16 protein-coding genes and 3 pseudogenes are annotated in these 20064 nt (G+C 72.2%); 5 read left to right on the top strand and 14 right to left on the bottom strand.

All coding sequences use genetic code 11. The annotated features are described in order from the left end of the window. Positions 1 to 9 precede the first annotated feature (9 nt). From M8J73_RS22165 to M8J73_RS22150, 4 genes are all read right to left on the bottom strand, one after another. Positions 10 to 753, bottom strand: coding sequence for a GntR family transcriptional regulator (locus M8J73_RS22165; protein ID WP_079055011.1), 744 nt, complete (start codon positions 751 to 753; stop codon positions 10 to 12). A 119-nt stretch (positions 754 to 872) separates the two neighbouring features. Further along, a complete protein-coding gene (locus tag M8J73_RS22160; protein WP_055540411.1) occupies positions 873 to 2456 on the bottom strand; it encodes a TROVE domain-containing protein in 1584 nt (527 codons plus the stop codon). Positions 2457 to 2964: 508 nt separating this feature from the next. Further along, positions 2965 to 4437, bottom strand: coding sequence for an alkaline phosphatase PhoX (locus tag M8J73_RS22155; protein ID WP_055540412.1), 1473 nt, complete (start codon positions 4435 to 4437; stop codon positions 2965 to 2967). A gap of 296 nt (positions 4438 to 4733) precedes the next feature. Further along, entirely contained in the window at positions 4734 to 6263 is a 1530-nt protein-coding gene (locus M8J73_RS22150) for a hypothetical protein (RefSeq protein ID WP_249828970.1), read from the bottom strand. 370 nt (positions 6264 to 6633) lie between these two features. On the opposite strand from M8J73_RS22150, the gene M8J73_RS22145 reads away from it, so the two are divergent. Next, the gene (locus tag M8J73_RS22145; protein WP_055538804.1) at positions 6634 to 8460 is read left to right on the top strand and encodes a DUF8508 domain-containing protein; all 1827 of its coding nucleotides are present in this window, start codon (positions 6634 to 6636) and stop codon (positions 8458 to 8460) included. Between the two features lie 44 nt (positions 8461 to 8504). On the opposite strand, the gene M8J73_RS22140 is transcribed toward M8J73_RS22145, so the two are convergent. Beyond that, positions 8505 to 9248 carry an SRPBCC family protein gene (locus M8J73_RS22140; RefSeq protein WP_055538805.1) on the bottom strand — a complete coding sequence of 248 codons (744 nt, stop codon included), beginning with the start codon at positions 9246 to 9248 and terminating at the stop codon, positions 8505 to 8507. 318 nt (positions 9249 to 9566) lie between these two features. After that, a pseudogene (locus tag M8J73_RS22135) lies at positions 9567 to 10151 on the bottom strand (ArsR/SmtB family transcription factor); the annotation flags it as partial. Positions 10152 to 10339: 188 nt separating this feature from the next. Here M8J73_RS22135 and M8J73_RS22130 point away from each other — a divergent pair. Together M8J73_RS22130 and M8J73_RS22125 are read left to right on the top strand one after the other, a co-directional pair. Then, positions 10340 to 11050 carry a DUF4158 domain-containing protein gene (locus M8J73_RS22130; protein WP_308408359.1) on the top strand — a complete coding sequence of 237 codons (711 nt, stop codon included), beginning with the start codon at positions 10340 to 10342 and terminating at the stop codon, positions 11048 to 11050. Next, a pseudogene (locus M8J73_RS22125) lies at positions 11026 to 11520 on the top strand (Tn3 family transposase); the annotation flags it as partial. The gene M8J73_RS22130 and the pseudogene M8J73_RS22125, both read left to right, overlap by 25 nt. Positions 11521 to 11580: 60 nt before the next feature. On the opposite strand, the gene M8J73_RS22120 reads toward M8J73_RS22125, so the two are convergent. The 3 genes from M8J73_RS22120 to M8J73_RS22110 form a co-directional block, all read right to left on the bottom strand. Next, on the bottom strand, positions 11581 to 12969 hold the full coding sequence (locus M8J73_RS22120) for a hypothetical protein (RefSeq protein WP_055538700.1): 1389 nt from the start codon (positions 12967 to 12969) through the stop codon (positions 11581 to 11583). A gap of 254 nt (positions 12970 to 13223) precedes the next feature. Further along, complete coding sequence (locus M8J73_RS22115; RefSeq protein WP_055538701.1) at positions 13224 to 14198, bottom strand: site-specific integrase; 975 nt, start codon at positions 14196 to 14198, stop codon at positions 13224 to 13226. Positions 14199 to 14440: 242 nt separating this feature from the next. After that, positions 14441 to 15145: an antibiotic biosynthesis monooxygenase gene (locus tag M8J73_RS22110; protein WP_055538702.1), complete on the bottom strand. Its 705-nt coding sequence runs from the start codon at positions 15143 to 15145 to the stop codon at positions 14441 to 14443. Positions 15146 to 15257: 112 nt separating this feature from the next. Here M8J73_RS22110 and M8J73_RS22105 point away from each other — a divergent pair, with 112 nt between their 5' ends. Beyond that, on the top strand, positions 15258 to 16385 hold the full coding sequence (locus M8J73_RS22105; protein WP_372503992.1) for a YihY/virulence factor BrkB family protein: 1128 nt from the start codon (positions 15258 to 15260) through the stop codon (positions 16383 to 16385). A gap of 311 nt (positions 16386 to 16696) precedes the next feature. On the opposite strand, the gene M8J73_RS22100 is transcribed toward M8J73_RS22105, so the two are convergent. The 4 genes from M8J73_RS22100 to M8J73_RS22080 all read right to left on the bottom strand — a co-directional run bounded on the left by M8J73_RS22100 (position 16697) and on the right by M8J73_RS22080 (position 18686). Continuing rightward, positions 16697 to 16972, bottom strand: coding sequence for a DUF3618 domain-containing protein (locus tag M8J73_RS22100; RefSeq protein WP_055543388.1), 276 nt, complete (start codon positions 16970 to 16972; stop codon positions 16697 to 16699). A gap of 8 nt (positions 16973 to 16980) precedes the next feature. After that, on the bottom strand, positions 16981 to 17424 hold the full coding sequence (locus tag M8J73_RS22095; protein WP_055543387.1) for a phage holin family protein: 444 nt from the start codon (positions 17422 to 17424) through the stop codon (positions 16981 to 16983). Positions 17425 to 17715: 291 nt separating this feature from the next. Beyond that, a complete protein-coding gene (locus tag M8J73_RS22085; RefSeq protein WP_249828968.1) occupies positions 17716 to 18477 on the bottom strand; it encodes a hypothetical protein in 762 nt (253 codons plus the stop codon). Next, the gene (locus M8J73_RS22080; RefSeq protein ID WP_055537488.1) at positions 18474 to 18686 is read right to left on the bottom strand and encodes a hypothetical protein; all 213 of its coding nucleotides are present in this window, start codon (positions 18684 to 18686) and stop codon (positions 18474 to 18476) included. The genes M8J73_RS22085 and M8J73_RS22080 overlap by 4 nt, the downstream gene beginning before the upstream one ends. A gap of 194 nt (positions 18687 to 18880) precedes the next feature. On the opposite strand from M8J73_RS22080, the gene dapA reads away from it, so the two are divergent. After that, positions 18881 to 19783 (top strand): 4-hydroxy-tetrahydrodipicolinate synthase, encoded by a 903-nt coding sequence (dapA, locus tag M8J73_RS22075; RefSeq protein WP_055537489.1) that lies wholly within the window; start codon positions 18881 to 18883, stop codon positions 19781 to 19783. Positions 19784 to 19858: 75 nt separating this feature from the next. Here the strand turns inward: dapA and M8J73_RS22070 are convergent. Continuing rightward, positions 19859 to 20064, bottom strand: a pseudogene (locus tag M8J73_RS22070) (WD40 repeat domain-containing protein); the annotation flags it as partial.

The raw sequence follows: 20064 nt of genomic DNA, 5'->3' as shown, positions 1-20064 counted from the left end.
CTCCCGGGGTCAGTGGTCCACGCCGGCGGCGGGCTCTGCGTCGTCGACGGCGGCATCGGCGGGAAGCCCGCCTTCGGATTCGGTGGCGGGCGGGGCCTCGGAGCTGTCCGGTTCGTCGGCGAGGGCCGCCAGGCCGCGCCAGATCTCCGCGGTGACGGTGACCGCCTCGTCCGTGTCACCGGCGGCGCAGGCGTCGATCAGCCGGTCGTGCAGTCCGGCCGAGCGGCAGTTGCCGCCCTCGCCGAAACGGTGTCGCTCCAGTCGGCGGATGAGCGGGGTGTAGCGGGCGATGGTGGCGGCGGCCGCGCGGTTGCCGCTCACCCGGACGAGGACGTCGTGGAGTTCGTCGTCGGCGTCCAGGGCGGCGTCGACGTCGCCCGCGTGGACGGCCGCCGCGAACCGTTCGTTGGCGGAGCGCATCGTCTCCACGTCCGCCGCGAACAGCCGGGGTACGGCGACCCGCGTGGCCAGCTCGTGCATCGCGCCGACCACGGCGGCGGCGTCCCGCACATCGGCGGCCACGACCGGCGTCACCCGTGTGTAGCTCTGCGGTTTGCTCTCCAGCAGGCCCTCGTCCACGAGCCGCGAGAACGCCTCCCGCACCGGCGCGCGGGACAGGCCCAGCAGCTCCGCGAACTCGGCGTCCCGCACCACCGCACCGGGTTCGATCTCCCCGGCCACGATGGCGTCCCGGATGGCGAGGTAGGCGCGGTCCCTCAGCAGGGTGCGGCTCACCGGTCGTATGGCCTCCATGAACTGAAATGTTAGATGTCAGTCCCGGACGCGGACAAGAGTGTGGCCCGTGTCCTTGCTGGAACACGGGCCACACTCAGGGCGTCCTCACGCCCTCTCCCCCGTTGTCTCCCCCGTCGTCATCGGCTCCACGGCCAGTCGGCGTCCCGTGCCGCCTCCAGCAGCGGAACCATCCGGAACGCCGCGTCGGAGAGGCCGCCGAAGGTGTGGCGGTTCGCCGTGCCGGAGGGGCCGTGGCCCGCCCGGTGACCGGCGAGGTTCCAGGTGTACACCGGCACATGGGCCGGGACCTGGGCGGTCGGGTCGCCGTAGTGGCTGTAGGTGGCCTGCTCGTCGGTGACGATCAGCACCCGGTCGTGCTTGCGGTAGTGCGTGCGCACCGCCTCGGTGGTGTTGGTGCCGCCGAGGTCGCCGAAGCGCTCCAGGATCTTCAGCACCGACTCGCCCTTGCGGTACGACACCGGCCGGCTCGTGGTGCCGAACTCGACGAGGTCCGCGTCCGACGCCCGCAGCGCGAGCGCCGCACCGAAGATCGCCGCCGCGTCCGCGTAGGTGAGGGACGAGCGGTCGGTCAGCCGCGAGTGGAACATCGAGCCCGAGCGGTCGACCAGCACCAGGGTGCGGCCGGGCAGCGCGGGCACGTTGGCCAGCGAGTGACCGAGCGCCTGCTCCAGCGGGTACGCCCAGCGCAGCGACGGGGCGTGCCGGTACGCGGCGAGGTAGCGGAACGGGAACTGCCGGGACCGCGCGACCTCGGCCGGGTCACTGATCCTCGCGGCGACCCGGGCCGCGACCTCGTCGGAGACGCCCGCCTCGTCGAAGTTACGCAGGTTCCGCACGAGCGCCATGGCGCCCATGGACGGGATGACGGCCTCCCAGGCCGCCTTGTCCATCGGACCCTGGAGCCAGCCCGCCAGTGCCTCCCAGGTGATGCCCGCGTCCGCGAGCCGCTGGGCGCCGCCCGCGCCGGTCACGACCTTGCGGCGCTTGGCGGGCCGCAGGGCCATGAGGTCACGGTGGGCCCCGAGCACGGGCAGCGACTTGGGCACGACCGCCGTGTCCGGGTGGTGCCGCCGGTCGAGGGCGTACTGGAACAGGTCGCCCTGCCACGGCTTGGCCGGGTCGGGCGCCGCGTGCACCAGGTTGAGGATGTCGCCGAAGCGGTAGCCCTTGGACGCGGTGTCGTACTTCAGCAGCGACTTGGGGTGGTAGAGCCGTCGTACGGCGTCGGCGACGCCCCGCTTCACGGGCTTGGGGAGGGCGCGGCCGTAACGGGAGGTCCAGTACGCGAGCAGCTCGCCGGGCTCGTCCGGGCGCCGGAGCACCGAGTCGATGACCTGGCGGTTGGTCGGGCCGTGGGTGACGCCCGCGTCGAGCCGTGCCTTCACGTACTCGGCGGCGCCCACGAGGGAGGCCGTACGGAGGTTGCCCTCGCCGCGCAGCCAGCCGAGCAGGCCGGCCGTCCACTCCGGGTCGGTGACGGCGAGACGGCGGACGAGCGCGGCGAACCGGTCGTCCCGGTCCTCGGCGGACTCGTAGGACGTCTTCTGCGCGACGAAGTTGGCGATCGAGAGCAGGAACAGCTCCGACCGCTCGTCGCGCTCCTGGCCGCGACCGCCCTGGTGGGTGCGGAGCACGCGTCCCGTCGAGGTGACGCGCGACGTGGGCCGCGCCCGGGTGCTCTTGCTGTTGAACCGCGCCATGGTGAATTCCCCCGAATTCCTCCGCACGTTGTGCGTGACTTTTTTCGGAGGGAGGCGCGACAGAAGGAAGGTGCCCGAGGTCGAGGTCGGCGGCGGCCCTATAAACAGGCGCGTCTGCCATTCCGCCACATCGGCCGGGGCCGATGGCGGGATTCGAACCCGCACGAGGAAATTCCCCACCAGTTCCCGAAGTATCCGCTGCCTGCGCACCGGGCACCCACCTTGTGCCGCGCCTCCCGAGATCAAGGTGGCGGCGGCGTGGATTCTTTTTACAGAAGAAGGAGCCGCAGCCGGCGCACCGGGAGGTGCATGAAGTTTTGGGTGTCCAGAGATCGAATTCGGCGGAACCGACGTAGGTGCTCTGCCATCTGAGCTACACCGGCGTGTTGGTGCCGGCGACGGGACTCGAACCCGCGACCGCCCCATTATCAGTGGAAGTAGGTCCTGCCTTCGCACCTGGACGTGCATCACTCTAGGAGGACGGTCGCGGGAGGGGCGAGCGAATTAATTACCGCTTCTGCCGCTTCCAGGGGCCGGTGATGGCGAGCAGGATGCCCGGCGTCTGGATGTTGGCGTACAGGGTCTTTCCGTCGGGCGAGAAGGTGACGCCGGCGAACTCGCTGTACTCCGGCTCCTCCTCGGTGCCGATGTTCAGGTCGTTGCGGGCGATCGGATAGGTGCGGCCACTGTCGGTGGCGCCGAACAGGTGCTGGACGCCTTCGCCGTCCTCGGCGAGGACGATGCCGCCGTAGGGGGAGACGGTGATGTTGTCGGGGCCGTCGAGGGCGCCGTCGGCGGACGGGTCCGGATTGACGCCGAGCAGGACCTTCAGGGTGAGGGTGCGGCGCTTGGGGTCGTAGAACCAGACCTGGCCGTCGTGCGCGGCGCCGGGGCTCTCCGCGCGGGCGTAGGAGGAGACGATGTAGGCGCCGCCGTCGCCCCACCACATGCCTTCGAGCTTGCGGGCGCGGGTGATCTCGTCGAACTGCTTGCGCACGGCGACGGTCCGCGCGTCCCGGTCGGGGACGTCGACCCAGTCGACGCCGTAGACGGTGCCGATCCTGGTGGCGCGGGAGAGGTCGTCGACGAAACGGCCGCCGGAGTCATAGCACTTGGGTGCTTGGAGGACACCGGCGTCGTCGGCGAGGGTCCGGAATCTGCGGGGGCCGTAGGTGAAGCCCTTCGGCGGGGTCCAGCGGTAGAAGAGGCCGTTGGGGCCGGAGGCGTCCTCGGTGAGGTAGGCGTGGCCGCGCTTGGGGTCGATGACGACGGCCTCGTGGTCGTACCGGCCGAAGAACTTCAGGGGCTTCGGGTCGCGGTTGGCGCGCCGGTCGCAGGGGTCGACCTCGAAGACGTAGCCGTGGTCCTTGGTCATGCCGTTGACACCGGCCCGGTCGGAGTTCTCCTCGCAGGTGAGCCAGGTGCCCCACGGGGTGCTGCCGCCCGCGCAGTTGGTGGAGGTGCCCGCGATGCCGACCCACTCGGCGACCCGGCCGTCGGGGCGGACCTCCACGACCGTGCAGCCGCCGGACGCGGCCGGGTCGTAGACGAGCCCCTCGGTGAGGGGCACCGGATGCGGCCAGTTGGCGCGGGGGCCCTTCAGTTCGTGGTTGTTGACGAGGAGGGTGGTGCCCCGGGGGCCGGGGAACGCGGCGGTGCCGTCGTGCTTGCCCGGGGTGAACTCACCGGACTCCAGTCTGGTGCGCCCGCTGTAGGTGAGGATCGTGTAGGTGAACCCGGCCGGCAGCGCGAGGATCCCCTCGGGGTCGGGGACGAGCGGCCCGTAACCGACCCCGCCGTGCCGGTGCGCCCCCGCGCCGTCCGAGCCGTCGAGGTCGGCGCCGTCCGTGTCGTCCGCGGCGGCGTCCGACGCCGCGAGCGCGTTCGGCGCGGTGGCGAGGGCGCCCACGGTGCCGGCCAGCGCGACACCGGCGCCGGTGACCGCGGATCGACTGGCGAAGTCCCTGCGGGTGAGCGACATGCTGTCTCCTGCGTGCGGTGGGAGGACCGTGAAGGGTGGCGGACCCAAGCTTCGCGCCGCACTGTCCCGCCCCCGCCTGAACGCGGGTTGAACACCACGGGAGAACTCGGGGGACCGGGGTTGTCGGGCGAGTGCGGGTGGGTGTGGGCGGCCGTTCGCGGAGGGCGGGCCGCAGACCAGACCCTCCAGGGGCGCGGGGAACTGCGCGATCAGCCCCCACTCACCCGCACCCGCACCCGCACCCGCACCCGCCAACGAACCCCGCGCCCCCCGACCCCCAAGGCGCCCGGCAGCCGTCATTCCCCCTTCTGCGACCGCGCCTTGAACGCCGCCTTCCTGGCCTCCTTCGCCACCCGCTTGTCCGGATGGATCCGCCCCATCGCCTCCAGCACATCCGCCGTGGCCGGATGCCCCACCCGCCACGCCGCGTCGAAGAACCCCCGGTGCTGCTGCGCGAGCCCCTCCACCAGCCCCCGCAGCTCCGCCGAGTTCCCCTCGGCCGCCAGCTGCGCGGCCACCGTGTCGATGGTCAGCCAGAACACCATCTCCTCGGACGGCGCCGGCACCTCCTCGGCCCCCCGCTCGGTGAGCCACACCCGGGCGAGCCCGCCCAGTTCCGCGTCGTCGAGCACCTCCCGCAGCGCGGGCTCCGCGGCGGCGCCCACCAGGGACAGCGCCTGCTGGCAGCGCAGCCGCCGGAGCGGCGCCCCCTGGTCGGCCCCCCGTGCGGCGGCGAGCAACTCGCGTGCGGCGGCCAGCGGTTCATGCCGGGCCAGCCACTGCTCGGTCTCGGCGAGGGCCGCCCCCGGCGGATACTCGGCGGTGCCGTCGAGCAGCACGTCGGCGCCCTTGTCGGCGAGGTCCCCGACCGCGGGGGCCACGAGGCCCGCCTCCTGGAGGCGCGCCCGCATCCCGTACAGCCCGAGCGGGGTGAGCCGCACCATGCCGTACCGGGTGACATCGGTGTCGTCGACGACCGGACCGCTCCCGGCGCCCTCGGCGGTCCCGGTGTCCCCGGCGGCGGCGTTCTCCTCCGCGTCCGTCATGAGGCCCTCGTCCACGGGCTGGTACTCCACCAGCCCGACCGGCTCCAGCACCCGGAACTGGTCGTCGAGCCGCATCATCGCGTCCGACACCTGCTCCAGGACGTCGTTGGTGGGCTCCCCCATGTCGTCCGGCACGATCATCGACGCGGCGAGGGCGGGCAGCGGCACCGGCCCGTCGCCGGGTCCGTCCTCGCTGACGGTGAGGAGGTAGAGGTTGCCGAGCACCCCGTCGAGGAACTCCGCCTCGGCGTCGGGGTCCCAGTCCAGCTCGGAGAAGTCGATCTCGCCGCCGGACTCCATGGCGTCGACGAGGCCGTCGAGTTCGGGCACGCTCGCGTCGGCCAGCGCGGCCTCCAGCGCGGCGAGCCACACGCCGAGGACATCGCGGGGCCCGCCGGAGGTGAGGAGCGCGAGCGCCTCGCCGGTGGTGACCGCGCTCCCCTCCTCCTCGTCGGGGTCCACGATCTCGACGAGCCCGGTGTCCACGGCCACCCGCCACGCCTCGCTCGCCAGGGCCGCCGCGTCCTCGGGGGTGGTGCCACCGTCCGCGGTCCTGGTGGTGCCCGCGGTGGTGGCGCCCTCGCCGGTGAGCCCGAGCGCCTCGGCCGCGGCGGGCAGTTGCTCCTCGACGAGTTCGCCCCCGGCGCCCACCCGCGTCTCCGGCCCGGCCCAGCGGGCGAGTCGCGCGGCGCGCGAGAGGAGCGGGGTGGCGAGCGCGTCCCGCGCCAGTTCCGCCTCGGAGCGGAGCCGCACCGGCGGCAGTGGCGAGCTGTCTGACATCGGCGGGGTTCTCCTCGGGGACGAACGACGGCGAGCGGTGTGCGGAACAAGCATCATCGATCGCGAGGCGGGGCCGGTCCGCGCACCACCTCGGCAACCGCTCAGCCTAGACGGATTTCCACCCATGCCACCCGGTTCATGTACCTGCCAGGAGTCGGACATGGCCGAAACCTTGACAAGTGGCCTGACCAGGCTGGAGATTGACGCGCGTAGAAACTCACGGGTAGCTACGGGGGTCGACCCCCGGCCTCCCTGGACGCCCCTCTCGGGCGTTCCGGCGTTCTACGCGCGTCACACCGCCCCACCGGTATCTGGCCACCCCCCGTCCACTCTCGTCCCGGCGCCCACGTACGTCCCCGGAGGGATCCCCTTGCCGAGCAAGAGAACCGCGCGCATCGGCGCGCTGACCGTCGCCGCCATCTGCTCCACCGTCTCCGCCGTGGCCCTGACCTCGCCCGCCGCGGCTGACTCCATACGCATCCACGACATCCAGGGCACCACGCGCACCTCGCCGCTCGTCGGCCAGCAGGTCACCGGTGTCGAGGGCATCGTCACCGGCGTACGGACCTACGGTTCGTCACGCGGCTTCTGGATGCAGGACACCCGGGCGGACGACAGCCCGGCCACGAGTGAGGGCATCTTCGTCTTCACGAGCTCCACGCCGAAGGTTTCCGTGGGCGACGCGGTCACCGTGTCGGGCACGGTCGGCGAGTTCGTGCCGGGCGGCACTTCGTCCGGAAACCAGTCGGTCACCCAGCTCTCCCGTCCCACCGTCACCGTGGTCTCCAGTGGCAACGCCGTCCCGGCCGCGACCGTCGTCGACGCCGCGTCCGTGCCGAAGGCGTACGCCCCGGCCGGCGACGCCGCCGCGAACGGCTCGGTCAACGGGCTCACCCTCGACCCCGCCACCTACGCCCTGGACTACTACGAGTCCCTGGAGGGCATGAACGTCCAGGTCGCCGACGCCCGTGTGGTCACCGCGACCGACGCGTTCACCGAGCTGTGGGTCACGGTGAAGCCGCGGGAGAACGCCAGCCGCCGGGGCGGCACGGTCTACGGCTCCTACACCTCGCAGAACACCGGCCGGCTCCAGATCCAGTCGCTCGGCGCGGCCGCCGACTTCCCGAAGGCGAACGTCGGTGACGTCCTGACGGGCACCACCGAGGGCCCCCTGGACTACAGCCAGTTCGGCGGTTACACGCTGGTCGCGAGCAAGCTCGGCACCCTGAAGCAGGGCGGCCTGGAGCGCGAGACGACCCGTAAGCAGGCGCGCGGCGAGCTCGCGGTGGCGACGTACAACGTCGAGAACCTCGACCCCTCCGACACGACGTTCGACGCCCACGCGGCCGCGATCGTGAACAACCTGAAGTCGCCCGACATCGTGGCCCTGGAGGAGATCCAGGACAACAACGGCGCGACGAAGGACGGTACGGTCGCCGCCGACCAGACGGTGAAGAAGCTGATCGACGCCATCGTGGCGGCCGGCGGCCCGGCATACGACTGGCGCTCCATCGACCCGGTCGACCTCGCGGACGGCGGCGAGCCCGGCGGCAACATCCGTCAGGTGTTCCTGTTCAACCCGGAGCGGGTGTCCTTCACCGACCGCGCGGGCGGCGACGCCACCACCGCGGTCGGTGTGACGAAGGCGTACGGCAAGGCCCGGCTGACCCTCTCGCCCGGTCGTATCGACCCGGCGAACGCCGCCTGGTCCAACAGCCGCAAGCCGCTCGTCGGCGAGTTCTCCTTCCGTGGCGAGTCCGTGTTCGTCATCGCGAACCACTTCTCGTCCAAGGGCGGGGACCAGTCGTTGCACTCGCAGTTCCAGCCGCCGAAGCGCAGCTCGGAGACGCAGCGCCACCTCCAGGCGACCGCCGTGAACACGTTCGTCAAGGACATCCTGGCGAAGCAGAAGAACGCGAACGTGATCGCCCTCGGCGACATCAACGACTTCGAGTTCTCCGACACCGCGAAGCTGCTGGAGGACGGCGGCGCGCTGTGGTCGTCGGTCAAGTCGCTGCCGAAGAACGAGCGTTATTCGTACGTCTACCAGGGCAACGCGCAGGTCCTCGACCAGATCCTGGTCAGCCCGTCGATCCGCCGCTCGTGCGAGTTCACGTACGACAGCGTGCACATCAACGCGGAGTTCCACGACCAGATCAGCGACCACGACCCGTCGGTGCTGCGGTTCCGCCCGTGACCTGCTGAGGGTTCACCCGTGACCCGCTGAGGGTTCCGGGTCTTTCAGGGCTGGCTGAACACGCCGTTCAGCCAGCCCTTCCATGCCGCCTCGTCGGCCGCGGCGTCGGCACCCGACGCGAAGTCGTGGACGCTGACGCCGACGGGGTGGCCCCAGTGGCCGCGGCCGAAGAAGCGGATGAGGGCATCGTCGGTGCGCAGCCCGATGAAGTAGGGGTTGCGGTAGTCGACCACCGCGTCCAGGGGCTTCCCCTCGGGCCCCTCCGCCCGGACGCGCGCGCCCTCGGCGGTGTCGTCGGCGAGGCCGAGCGCCCGCGCGACGGCGGTGAACGCGTCGGGGGCCGAGGACGCCTCGGGCCCCTCGAAGGTGGCGAAGGCGGTGACCGGGCGGCCCGCGAAGCGCGTCAGGTACTGGCGCAGGGTGTGCAGATAGAAGTCGGTGTGCCGGCCGGCGGCGTCGTACTGGTTGTCCCAGTCGTCGACGAAGATCCCGCTGTGCACGTACCGCACCCAGGCGCGGCGGCCCTCGTCACGGGGCTCGATCGTGTAGTCGAGCTGGTTGAGGGTCTGCTCGGAGATGCCCTCGACGTCCTCCACCCGGTTGGTGTAACGGTGCGGCGGCTCCCAGGCGGTGACCTCGGAACCGAAGGGCCCCTTGCCGCCGACCCGCGGCTCGGGCGCCTCCATCGGCCACAGCCAGCCACCGGTACCGCTGGTGACGGCGTCCCACACCTGCTCGGGCGTGGCATCGACCTCGAACTCGCGGGCGATCTCGAATTCCTTGGACATGGTGGCTCCTGAGTACTACGGGTGCGATGGGGATTCGGGGGCGGGGTTACCGGCCGGCAATTCGGTCGTGGATCCGGCGGGGTTACCGGCCGGCAATTCGGTCGTGGATCCGGCCAACGATCCGGTCGGGGATCCGGTCGGGGATCCGGTCGGGGATCCGGTCGGGGGGTGCGCGGCGGGTTCGGTCGGGATTTCGGCCGAGGGGCGAGCTGGGCCTTCCGCCGAACGGTCGGCTTTCGCTATGCGTGCGGCCGTGGCCGTGGCCGTGGCCTCGGCGCCGGGCTCGACGGTGGCCGCGCCCTCGTCCGCCGTCCCTGCCGGACGCGTGATCGTGGGATGGACAGCGACGATGATGCGGTGGGCCCGGCCGCCCTCGGCGTCGGGGGCGTCGTACTTGCGGATGAGGGCGCTCACCCCGGCCGTCAGCTCCCGAACGAACGCGGCGCGGTCGGCGGCCGAGGCGAAGGTGACCTCGCCGTCGAGCGCGTAGGTCGCGAGCCGTTGGCGTGCCCTGGTCGCGCCGGTGATCAGCGACCCGACGTCACGGACGAGCCGGGCGCCGAGCGCGAGCAGCCAGCGCGCCGAGAGCTGGTCCCGGAAGCGGTCCGGGTCCGGTTGCACGGCGGCGAGCGCGAGCGGCGAGATCACATACGACGCGGCGGTCGCCCGCATCAGCCGCTCGGTGACGTTGCCCTTGCGGCGCTCCTCCGCCAGTTCGACCAGGCCGTGCTGCTCCAGCGCCTTGAGGTGGTAGTTCACCTTCTGGCGGGGCAGCCCGACCTTTCCGGCCAGCATCGCGGCGCTCGCCGGGCCGGCCGCCAGCTCCGCCAGCAGCCGGGCCCGTACGGGGTCCAGCGACACGGCGGCGGCCTCCGGGTCCTCGATCACGGTGACGTCCCACATGACTCCACCGTCCCACCGAAAACTTTTTTTGTCCAGACGGTTTCGATGTTCGGCGAGCCGCGTCCCGCCTCCGTGCTCCGCGCCCCTCGTCCCTCGCCCGTCCCCCGCCCCCGGTCCGGGAGTTGAGGAACATCCGTGTCAGATCGTGCGCTAAGCCGTCCCTGGGCTAATTGTGCCTTTGACCTGGGGTGATTGAGCGTCGGAGCCTTCGTGGGTCGTTGTTGTCGATCTTCGGAGAGCTGTTGTGGCGGTCGGTGGTGCAGGCCAAGCGCCGGCCCCACAACCGGCTCGGGTTCGCGGTCCAGCTGACGAGCGTGCGGTTCCTGGGCCGGTTCATGCCGGACCCGCGGCAGGTGCCGGCGGAGGTGGCCGAGTACCTGGCCGAGCAGTTGGAGATCGCGGACGCCTCGTGTCTGAAGCTGTATGGCGAGCGGGACGGTACTGCCCGGACGCATGCCGGGGAGATCCAGGAGTCCGGGGGCTGCCGGGACTTCGCCGAGGTCCGCGAGGAGCTGGTGGTCTGGCTGGACGCGCGGGCGCGGACGACTGGGGACGGGCCGAAGGCGTTGTTCGACTCGGCGGCGGGCTGGCTGCGCGAGGAGCGGGTGTTGCTGCCGGGGGTGAGCCGTTTGGCTCGGTTGGTGGGCACGGTGCGGGAGGCGGCGAACCAGCGGCTGTGGGACACGCTGTTCGGGCTGCTGAACACCGGGCAGCGGGCGGTGCTGGACTCGCTGCTGACGGTGCCGCCCGGCGAGCGGGTCTCGGAGCTGGACCGGCTGCGGCGCGGTCCGGTGCGAGTGTCCGGGCCGCAGATGAAGTGGGCGCTTCAGCGCGCCGAGGAGATCGCCGGCCGCGGGATGGGGAACCTGGACGTGGCGCCGTCCGCGCCTACGACGTGATCCGGATGCTGTCGCGCGACGGCCGGCCCACCCCGCTGGGCGACGCCATCGCCCACTAGGGGCGGATCGCGAAGACCCTGCACATCCTGCGCCTGGCCGACGAGCCCGGCTACCGAAGGCAGATCAAGGTGCGGGCCAACCTCCAGGAAGGCCGCCACGCACTCGCCCAGAAGATCTTCCACGGCCGCGCCGGACAGCTCTACCAGCGCTACCAGGACGGCATGGAGGACCAGATCGGCGCGCTCGGCCTGGTCCTCAACGCGCTCGTGCTGTTCAACACCCGCTACATGGACGCAGCCGTCACCCAGATGCGTGCCGACGGCTTCGACGTCCGCGACGAGGACGTCGCCCGCCTTTCCCCGTTCGTCCGCCACCACGTCAACATGCTCGGCCGGTACTCCTTTCAGCTTCCCGAACTGCCCGGCGGCCTGCGCCCCCTGCGCGATCTGGGCTCCACCGAGGTGGAGTGACGGCGCAGAGCGCCGTACTGGGCTCTGCCCCAAGGTGCGAGCCCAGTACGACGGGATTGCTCAGCCGCTGCAGCCGGGGACGGCGTTCGGCGGGGCGCAGTTGTTCGGGGTGTTCGCCCTGACCGCGGTGTTGTTCAGGGTGACCGTGCCTGCGGCTTCGAAGATGCCTCCGCCGTCGCCGGCGCGGTTGGTGGTGACGGCACTCTGGTTCAGATTCGTCGTGCCGGCGTTGTAGAGGCCGCCGCCCTGGGCGGTGCCGCCGGGAGCAGTAGCAGTGTTGTTGCCGATGTTCACCTGGTTGGCTGTCAGGGTGCCGCCGGCGTTGCCGATCCCGCCGCCCTGGGCGGTGCCGCCGCCGGTGGCGCTGGCGGTGTTGCCGCGCACGGTGGTGCTGCCGAGGGTGAGTGTGCCGGAGGCGGCGATGTGGATGCCGCCAGACAGCGCGGTACCGCCGTCCGGGGCAGAGGCGGTGTTGCCGGTGATGACGCTGCTGGTCATGGTCATCGGGAAGTTGGTCGCGGCTCCGGCGCCAGCCGCGAGGCCGCCGGGAGCGCTGACGGTGTTGTTGCGGACGATGGTCGCGCTCACGGTCATGGTGGAGGCGTCCGCGAGAGTGCCCCGCGCGATACCGCCCTTCGCGGTGGTTTGGTTGTCGCTGATGGTGCTGTTCCTGACCGTGGTCTGGGCGAAGCCGACGAGGGCGGCGCCGAACGCGACGCTGTCGGTGTCATCGGTGACGGTGACGGTGTTGTGGTGCAGTCGGCTGTTGTTCACGGTCAGCGGCCCGTCGTTGGCTACGCCACCGCCTGCGGCGGCGCTCGGGTCGGCACCGGTGTAGCTGGCGGTGTTGCCGCTGAGTTCGACGTTGTTCAGGGTGCCGGTGCCGGCGCTGTCGATGCCGCCGCCCTGGGCGAAGACATCGGACGTGGCGGTGTTGTCGCGCACCCGGCTGTTGTTCACCGTCAGGGTGCCGAGGCTGGCGATACCGCCGCCGCACGAGATCCCCTGGAAGTTTTGGCAGTCGCTCTCCGCCCGGCCGCCGCTGATGGTGGCGTTGTTGAGCGTCAAGGTGCCCGTACCGGCGACGAACAGGATGCGGAAGGCCGGGGCGGACGCGGCGCGTGTGATCGTCGCACCGTTGCCGCTGATCGTGATGTTGCTGCTGATGACCGGCAGGCCGTTGGCGGCGTTGTCGGCGGCCGTCAGGGTGTAGGTGCACCCGCCCGCCAGGCTGAGCGTGTCGGCGCCCGGCTGGCTGTTGGCCGTGTTGATCGCCGCCACGAGCGCCGGGACCGAGCAGGTCACCGGCAAGGTGGCCGCGTGGGCGAGCGGGACAGGCAACGCCACCACAGCGCCCGCCGCCAGGCCGGCCACGGCCAGCCACCGCTCCGGACGCGCTCGTTGGACACGGGTGATCGGCCCCGTCGCCCGGGAGTTCTGCCAAGCCATCAGGGGCTCTCCTTCTCGATGCGGGAGGCCCCCATTGGGCGCGCTCCGACCAGGGGCCCGGACCGCGAGGGAGCACGGACCTTCGACGTGGTTGCTGTAGCCAGCCGACCACGCTTTGCTGCCGCTAGCTCTCCGACCTGGCCCGTTCGGGACGCCGCCGTAGTGTTCCCGGGCGCGTGTGGAGGCACGCAGGGTGATCCGCGCCCTTCACGTCAGCGCCGCGATCCGTGCTCGCCACGGACACAATGCGTCGGTCACCGCCTCGTGCTGCCCCGGGCGAGCAGGCTGGTGAGCTCGGCGATTGCCTCCGGGGAGGGCTTGAAGCAGCGGCGGACGTTCTCCGGCTTCTTGTGCCGGGACTTCGCCATCAGCATCAGCAGCGACGCGCCCTGCTCGCCGAGGTGGGTCAGGGAGGAGTGGCGGTACTCGTGCAGGTCCCAGCCGGTGCCTGGCCCGCGTACGGCGGTGTGCTCGTCCAGCAGGGCCCTGGCCTGCCCGTACGACAGCCGGGCGAACCCGGTGTCCGGGCAGACGTCGCGCGGGCTGACGACCTTCCCCGGCCCCGGGCGGCGGTGTGTGACGAACACAGGCCCGCGGATGCGGCCCTTCAGGAGCCGGGGCAGGAGCCGGGCGGTGCCCGCGTCCCAGTACACGGTCTCCAGCACGTAGTCCTCGCGGACCTGACCCCGTCGGCGGGCCTTGGTACGGGCGCCCTTGGCTTTCACCGGGCATCGGCGCCCGGCCAGGTCCAGGTCCTCCATGTTCACACCGAGGATCTCCTCCGCCCGCCCGGACGTCTCGTACAGCATCCACCACAGCGTCTTCTCTCTCAGGTGCACCTCGCGCCGGGCGATCAGCCGGTCGATGGCCACCTTCGAGCGTGCCGGGGTCTCGGAGTCCGGCACCGCCAGCCGCTTCGCCCAGGCTGGCACCGCAGGACCCTCGTAGCCGCGCTCGCGGCACCAACTGAGCCAGGACAGCACTCCGGCCCGGCGGGAGTTCCAGGTGTTGACCGCCGCGGTGCCCCAGAGCAGTTCGAGTGCTTCGCCGATCTCGTCGTCCGCGACCGACGCCAGCGGCCGGCCCTCGCCGATCCGCTCGGCGGTCTTGCCGACCCCGATCCCGTAGTTCCGGACCGTGTTCGGGTTGCCAAGCGAGTCGAGGAACACATCCGCCGCCGTCCGGACGGTCAACGCCTTCCCGGCTGGCAGCTGTACGACGGTGGACACCACTTCCCCCTTGGCGCAGACAACAGGGCCGCTTCACGTAGCCGCCGGAGAACGTCGGGTGTTATCCGGGGGACGACTTCAGCCCCGTCCCGCCGCCGGCGGCCCGTCAGCTGCCCACCAGCGGCGAAGGAGGCTTAGAGCTCCGAACAAAAGGGGAGCCCGGCTCGCGACGCCCCTTCTGTTCGGAGCTCTTAGCGCACGATCTGACACCGATGTTCCTCAGACCCCGGTCCCCCGTCGCCTCAGTCGGGAACGAGACCGAGGGCATACTGGTACCGGCTGACCGTGCTGCCCTTCAGCCCCGGCCAGGTCTGGACGCGGTGCCACAGTTCGGTGAGTGAGCCGACGCCGTCACCGGCCGCGGTGAGCGCGTCGATGTGGGCCTGGGCGCTCTCCCATTCGGCGTAGTTCAGGACGCGGGTCCCGTCGGTGCCGAGATGGAAGTGGGCGGCGATACCGCCGGGGTGCTGGTTCGGCTCGGTGGCCAGCGCCTCCTCCACGGCGTCCACCCAGGCCCGCTGCCGGTCCGGGTCCGGGCCGTCGAACTCGACGTCGACGATGGCCACGCACCCCGGCACCCGCCTGTCGTGATCGCTGCCGGTGAGGCTGCGGTAGTGGCGGTAGCGCCCGAGCCGGACCCGCTCGATGTCCGGGACGGCGGTGTCGATCGCGTCGTTGCGCTCCTGCCGACGGGTCCGCACGAAGGCCTCGTAGGCCTGCTCGTCGGCCCACTGCGAGTAGTGCAGCAGGGTGGAGCCGTCCTCGCCGAGGTAGAGGAAGTAGCCCAGCAGCCCTTCGGCGGGCCAGGGCCGCCCCAGCCAGGTGTCGGCCACGGCTTCGACGACCTGGCGTTGCCGCTGAGGCGTGCCGACCCGCCAGGTGCTGAAGAAGGGCGCCCCGACGCCGGGGCGGTCGAGGACGGGATGGACATCGGTACGACGGGTCATGACGCTCTCCGGGGTCGGTGCTAAATGGACGGGCACCCCCACCCTTCAACCTCAACCAGGATTCAGGTCAACTCCGCGATTCGAGGCCCGAATTCGGGAGACCCGCCTGGTCATGGACGAGAAGCGGTCCGACGCCGCGCAGGCGAACACGGGGGCGGGAACGGGGGAAGGTGCCGGAACCGGCACTGGCCCCGGCCCCACTGGCACGGGCACCGGCGCCCAAGCCGGGGCCGGAGACAGGCCCGAAGTGGCGGGCAGCCCCATCCGGCTGCCGAGGAGTTCCTGGTGGGCGGTGGTGCGGCGCACCGCCAAGGAGGTCCTGGACGACGATCTCGCGGACCGGGCGGCGGCGTTGACGTACTACGGCGTGCTGTCGCTGTTCCCCGCGCTGCTGCTCACCGTGTCGCTGCTCGGTGTCGCGGGGCGGCGCACCATCGACGGACTCCTGGACAACATCGGCGACTTGGCGCCGGGCCCCGCGCGGGACGTGCTGCGGGACGCCGTCGTACAGCTGAGCGACAGCGGCGGGGGCACCGGCGGGCTGCTGGCCGTCGTCGGCCTGCTGACGGCGGTGTGGTCGTCGTCCGGTTACGTGGCCGCGTTCATCCGCGCCTCCAACGCGGTGTACGACCTGCCGGAGGGGCGCCCGGTGTGGAAGCTGACGCCGCTGCGGATCGCGCTGACCCTGGTGCTGATGCTGATGATCGCCGTGAGCGCGGTGATCGTGGTGTTCACGGGGCCGCTGGCCGAGCGGGCGGGCACGATGGTCGGGCTCGGCGACGCCGCCATCGCGGTGTGGGGCGTCGCCAAGTGGCCTGTGCTGCTGGTGCTGGTGACCCTGATGATCGCGCTGCTGTACTGGGCGGCGCCCAACGTCCGCGGCCGGGGCCTGCGCTGGGTCAGCCCCGGCGGGGTCGTCGCCACCCTGATCTGGCTCGTCGTGTCGGCCGGGTTCGCCGTCTACGCGGCCAACTTCGGCTCGTACAACAAGACGTACGGCACCCTGGCCGGCGCCGTCGTCTTCCTGGTCTGGCTCTGGCTCACCAACATGGCGATCCTCCTCGGCCTGGAGTTCGACGCCGAGCTGTCCCGCGAACGCGGCATCGTCCAGGGCCGTCCGCCCTCGGAGGAGCCGTACGTCGAGCCCCGCGACACCCGCGCCTGGCCACCGCGGCTACGGGCCCTGCGGGAGGCGAGGGCCCGGACGACGACATCGCAGGACGTCGAGCCGATCAACTGAGGGCGACGCGGCGGGCCGGGGCGTGGCCGGCCGCCTTCGGCCGGGGGCAGCCGGGGGTGCCGCGGCCAGACGGGTGGGGCCGCGGTCGGCCGGGGGAGCAACCGGGGGCCACCAGCCGAAGGCGCCCCGCGCACGCGAGCTCGAAGGCGCGCACGCGAAGCAGCGCACCCTCACCCTCCCGCGATCACAGGCAACCCGAGAGCGCGAACCGGGCGCATCCCTGCTCGCGCGTCCGCGCCTCCCGGTCCACCGGAGACCGGGCCGGCCTCTCGGCAGACCAGGCTGGCCCCCTGGCCGAGACGCAGTCCGAGCTAGTGGGAGTAGTGCCGCCACACGAAGACGCCCGTGGCCACGACGGCCACGCCCGCCCCGCCCACAATGACCGCTTCCCGGGGCACCCGCTCCCGTACGGAGTCCATGCGCGCGCGGGCGCGCGCCTTCACATCGGCCTTGGCGGCGAGTTCCTCAACCGTGTCGCCGAGTCGGGACCGGGTCAGCTCGATCTGTCGGCGGAGTTCGTCGGGGCCCTTCGCCCCGATGCTCTCCTTGGCTTCCACCCGCCCCTTCGCACCACCGGACGCACCCATGGCCATCATCATCGCCGTGCCCTTCCCTTGATCTCGTCGACGTCCGCCTTGACGCTGTCGAGCGCCTGTTCCGGCTTGGCCGGGGTCGCCCGCCTGAGCTGGGCGCGTCCGACGGCGGCCAGTACGGCCGCGATCACGAACAGCACGCCCATCACGATGAGCGCGGCGGCCCACACGTCCACGACCAGGGAGAACGCCGCGACGGCGGCACCGGCCATCGTCATGAACCCGACGTAGGCGACGGCTCCGGCCGCTCCCAGCAGCCCTCCGCCGCGCCCCGCGCGCCGCCCCTTCTCGGCCAGCTCCTCCTTCGCGAGGGCCATCTCCTGGCGCACGAGCAGGGAGAGCTGTTCGGTGGCCTGTCCCACCAGCTCCCCCACGGAGTGGTGATCCTGCGCGCGCGCCCCGGAACGCGCGGCTCGGTCCGGCCTGGTTTCGAGGGTCCCGGTCACAGTTCCGCCTCCTCACATCTCGGGAGACCCCGAGTACCCGGACCGACGGACGCTAGGCAGCCGACCTCCACGACATTGTGAGGCCGCCGAAACGGCCAAGCCGAGGCCGCGCGGGCCCTGCCCCGCCGCTCGCCCGACCTCCGGACCCGCGCAGTCGGCCCCTGGCCGAGCCCCCGGTCCCGCGCGGCCAGTCACTCGCCCCTCCCCGGTCCCGCGCGGCCAGCCACTCGCCCGCCCCCGGTCCCGCGCAGCCCGACGCCCTCCGGCCCGCGAGCTCCCGCCCGCCCGCGCCTATACCCGGCCCGTCTCCGTCCCTCCCGGCCCCCGCTCCCCCAGACGGGCGAGCTGGGTCTGGAACCAGTCGAGGCGGGCCTGGAGGAGCGCCGCCTCGGCAACCAGTTCGGGAACCCCGGGTTCACCGAGGCCGCCGGACTCCTCACCCCCGACCTGCCCCTCACCGCCACCGGCACCGTCAACACCACCGGCACCGGCCCCCACCCCGGTCCTGATCCCGGCCCCGGCGGTCACCGTCACCTTCAGCCCCTCCCCCGCGAGCCGGGCGAAGGTCTCGGACGGCACCGGCGTACGCCCGCGCAGGCACCCCGCGCAGGACGGGGCCAGCGCGCGCCAGCCCGGCCGCCCCCAGCCCGCGTCGGCCAGCGCCACGGACACGGCGCCGCACACGCAGGGGCCGACGGTGGCGGTTCGGACGCGCTGCCGCGCGTAACGGAATCCGCGCTCGAAGCGGATGTAGGCGCCGAGGACGGAGACCTCCAGCAGCAGGGCGGCCCGGTGCTCGGCGGTGCACAGCAGCGCCTCGGCCGCCGTACGGTCGTGGACGCAGTGGAAGCCGCAGTCGCAGCGGCGGGCCGGCGCCCGATGTCTGCGCCCGTAGACGCAGCGGGCCTCGTCGAGGACCCCGTAGGGCAGCGCGCCGCCCAGCGACACACCGGTGAACCCTGCCCGGGTGCCGTCCTGGGACAGCACCGGGTGGGCGATCTTGTATCCGGTCGGCGGCTCCGTCGGGTGTTCCTCGGGGAGCCGCAGCCTCATCGGACGGCCGACACCTCGGCGACCGGGGCCTCCGCGACCGGCACATCGGCGACCGACGTCTCCGGGGCCGGGGCCGCGGCCGGGCTCGTCCGGCGGGCCTCGTCGGCGGGGCGCCGTCGCCCTGCTGCGCGGTCCGTCGCCTCGACAGTTTTGTACGACTGGGGCCGTTCCTCGGCCACCCCCGTGGCCAGTGCCTTGCCGAGCCTCATGACGCCTCCCGACTGCCGTGGATCCGCCGTGCGTGCTGACCGTTCTCGCCATGGTGGCCCATGAGGGGGCGGGTAGGCACCAGTGCCTCGGCACCCGCAGGGCGACCGCCCACCCTTCCTCGTAGCAAAGCTCACCAATACATCGTAGAAGAATTAAGTGGAGCTTCACATTGCCGCGCGCCGAGACTACGCCCATGACCACCACCACGCACCGCCCCGCCCCCTTCGGCCGCGCCCTCTGCGCGATGATCACCCCGTTCACCGCGAACGGGGCGCTCGACCTCGACGGGGCGCAGCGGCTCGCCGACCGGCTGGTGGCGGAGGGCTGCGAGGGGCTGGTCCTGTCCGGCACGACGGGCGAGGCGCCGACGACGACGGACGCGGAGAAGGCGGAGCTGATCCGTGCGGTCCGGGCGGCGGTCGGGGGCCGGGCCACGATCGTGGCGGGCGTCGGCACGTACGACACCCGGCACACGGTGGAACTGGCCCTGGCCGCCGAGAAGGCGGGTGCGGACGGCCTGTTGGCGGTCACCCCGTACTACAGCAGGCCCCCGCAGGACGCCGTCGAGGCGCACTTCCGTGAACTGGCCGACCGCTGCGGCCTCCCACTCGCCCTGTACGACATCCCCGGCCGCACCGGCACCCGCATCGAACCGGCGACCATGATCCGGCTCGCGGCCCACCCCCGGATCGTGGCGGTGAAGGACTGCGCGTACGACCTCCTCGGCACCCAGAAGGTGCTGGGGGAGACAGACCTGGCGTACTACACGGGCTGCGACGAGTACGTCCTGGCGCTGTACGCGCTCGGCGGCGCGGGCTACATCGGCACCGTCGCCAACGCGGTGCCCCGTCATTTCCGGTCGGTCGTCGACGCGTTCGACGCGGGCGACACCGCGGAGGCGGCACGGTTGCAGCGGGCGGCGATCCCGCTCACGGAGGCGATGATGGCCTCGGGTCTGCCCGGCACCGTCACGGCGAAGGCCCTCCTCGGGCGGCTCGGCCTGCCGGCGGGCCCGGTCCGGGCACCGCTGCGGCCCGCCGACCGAGAGGTGGCCGACGGGCTGCTGGAGGCGTACGAAGCTCTGGTCGCCGTCTGAGGACGCACGCCCCCGCGGTCGGTGGGGGCCGACGCACGTCCCGGCAGTCGGCGAAGGCGGCGCGGCCCCCGGTCGTCAGCGGGTGGCGAAGACGGGGTTCCAGCGTCCGGCGGCGCCGTCACTGCCCTTGCGGGCGCCGCTGAGCGGGAGCGTCTTGTCGCTGCCGATGGTGACGAGCACCAGGGCGTTGTGGAACTCGTTGGCCCCGGGCGTGATGTCCCAGGCGATGAGCCGCTTGTTGTCGACCCAGGCGAGGAGTTGCTGTCCGCGCACCTTGTGGA

Source organism: Streptomyces neyagawaensis, from assembly GCF_023516595.1.
GTDB classification, from domain to species: Bacteria; Actinomycetota; Actinomycetes; order Streptomycetales; family Streptomycetaceae; genus Streptomyces; species Streptomyces neyagawaensis.
This window is presented reverse-complemented; position numbering and strand designations above follow the sequence as displayed.

Coding starts and splice junctions, on each gene's coding strand:
- M8J73_RS22105 (WP_372503992.1), top strand. CDS start 15,258: ATGGACGAGAAGCGGTCCGACGCCGCGCAGGCGAACACGGGGGCGGGA.
- M8J73_RS22140 (WP_055538805.1), bottom strand. CDS start 9,248: ATGTCCAAGGAATTCGAGATCGCCCGCGAGTTCGAGGTCGATGCCACG.
- M8J73_RS22100 (WP_055543388.1), bottom strand. CDS start 16,972: ATGGGTGCGTCCGGTGGTGCGAAGGGGCGGGTGGAAGCCAAGGAGAGC.
- M8J73_RS22085 (WP_249828968.1), bottom strand. CDS start 18,477: ATGAGGCTGCGGCTCCCCGAGGAACACCCGACGGAGCCGCCGACCGGA.
- M8J73_RS22155 (WP_055540412.1), bottom strand. CDS start 4,437: ATGTCGCTCACCCGCAGGGACTTCGCCAGTCGATCCGCGGTCACCGGC.
- M8J73_RS22165 (WP_079055011.1), bottom strand. CDS start 753: ATGGAGGCCATACGACCGGTGAGCCGCACCCTGCTGAGGGACCGCGCC.
- M8J73_RS22150 (WP_249828970.1), bottom strand. CDS start 6,263: ATGTCAGACAGCTCGCCACTGCCGCCGGTGCGGCTCCGCTCCGAGGCG.
- M8J73_RS22110 (WP_055538702.1), bottom strand. CDS start 15,145: ATGACCCGTCGTACCGATGTCCATCCCGTCCTCGACCGCCCCGGCGTC.
- dapA (WP_055537489.1), top strand. CDS start 18,881: ATGACCACCACCACGCACCGCCCCGCCCCCTTCGGCCGCGCCCTCTGC.
- M8J73_RS22120 (WP_055538700.1), bottom strand. CDS start 12,969: ATGGCTTGGCAGAACTCCCGGGCGACGGGGCCGATCACCCGTGTCCAA.
- M8J73_RS22080 (WP_055537488.1), bottom strand. CDS start 18,686: ATGAGGCTCGGCAAGGCACTGGCCACGGGGGTGGCCGAGGAACGGCCC.
- M8J73_RS22160 (WP_055540411.1), bottom strand. CDS start 2,456: ATGGCGCGGTTCAACAGCAAGAGCACCCGGGCGCGGCCCACGTCGCGC.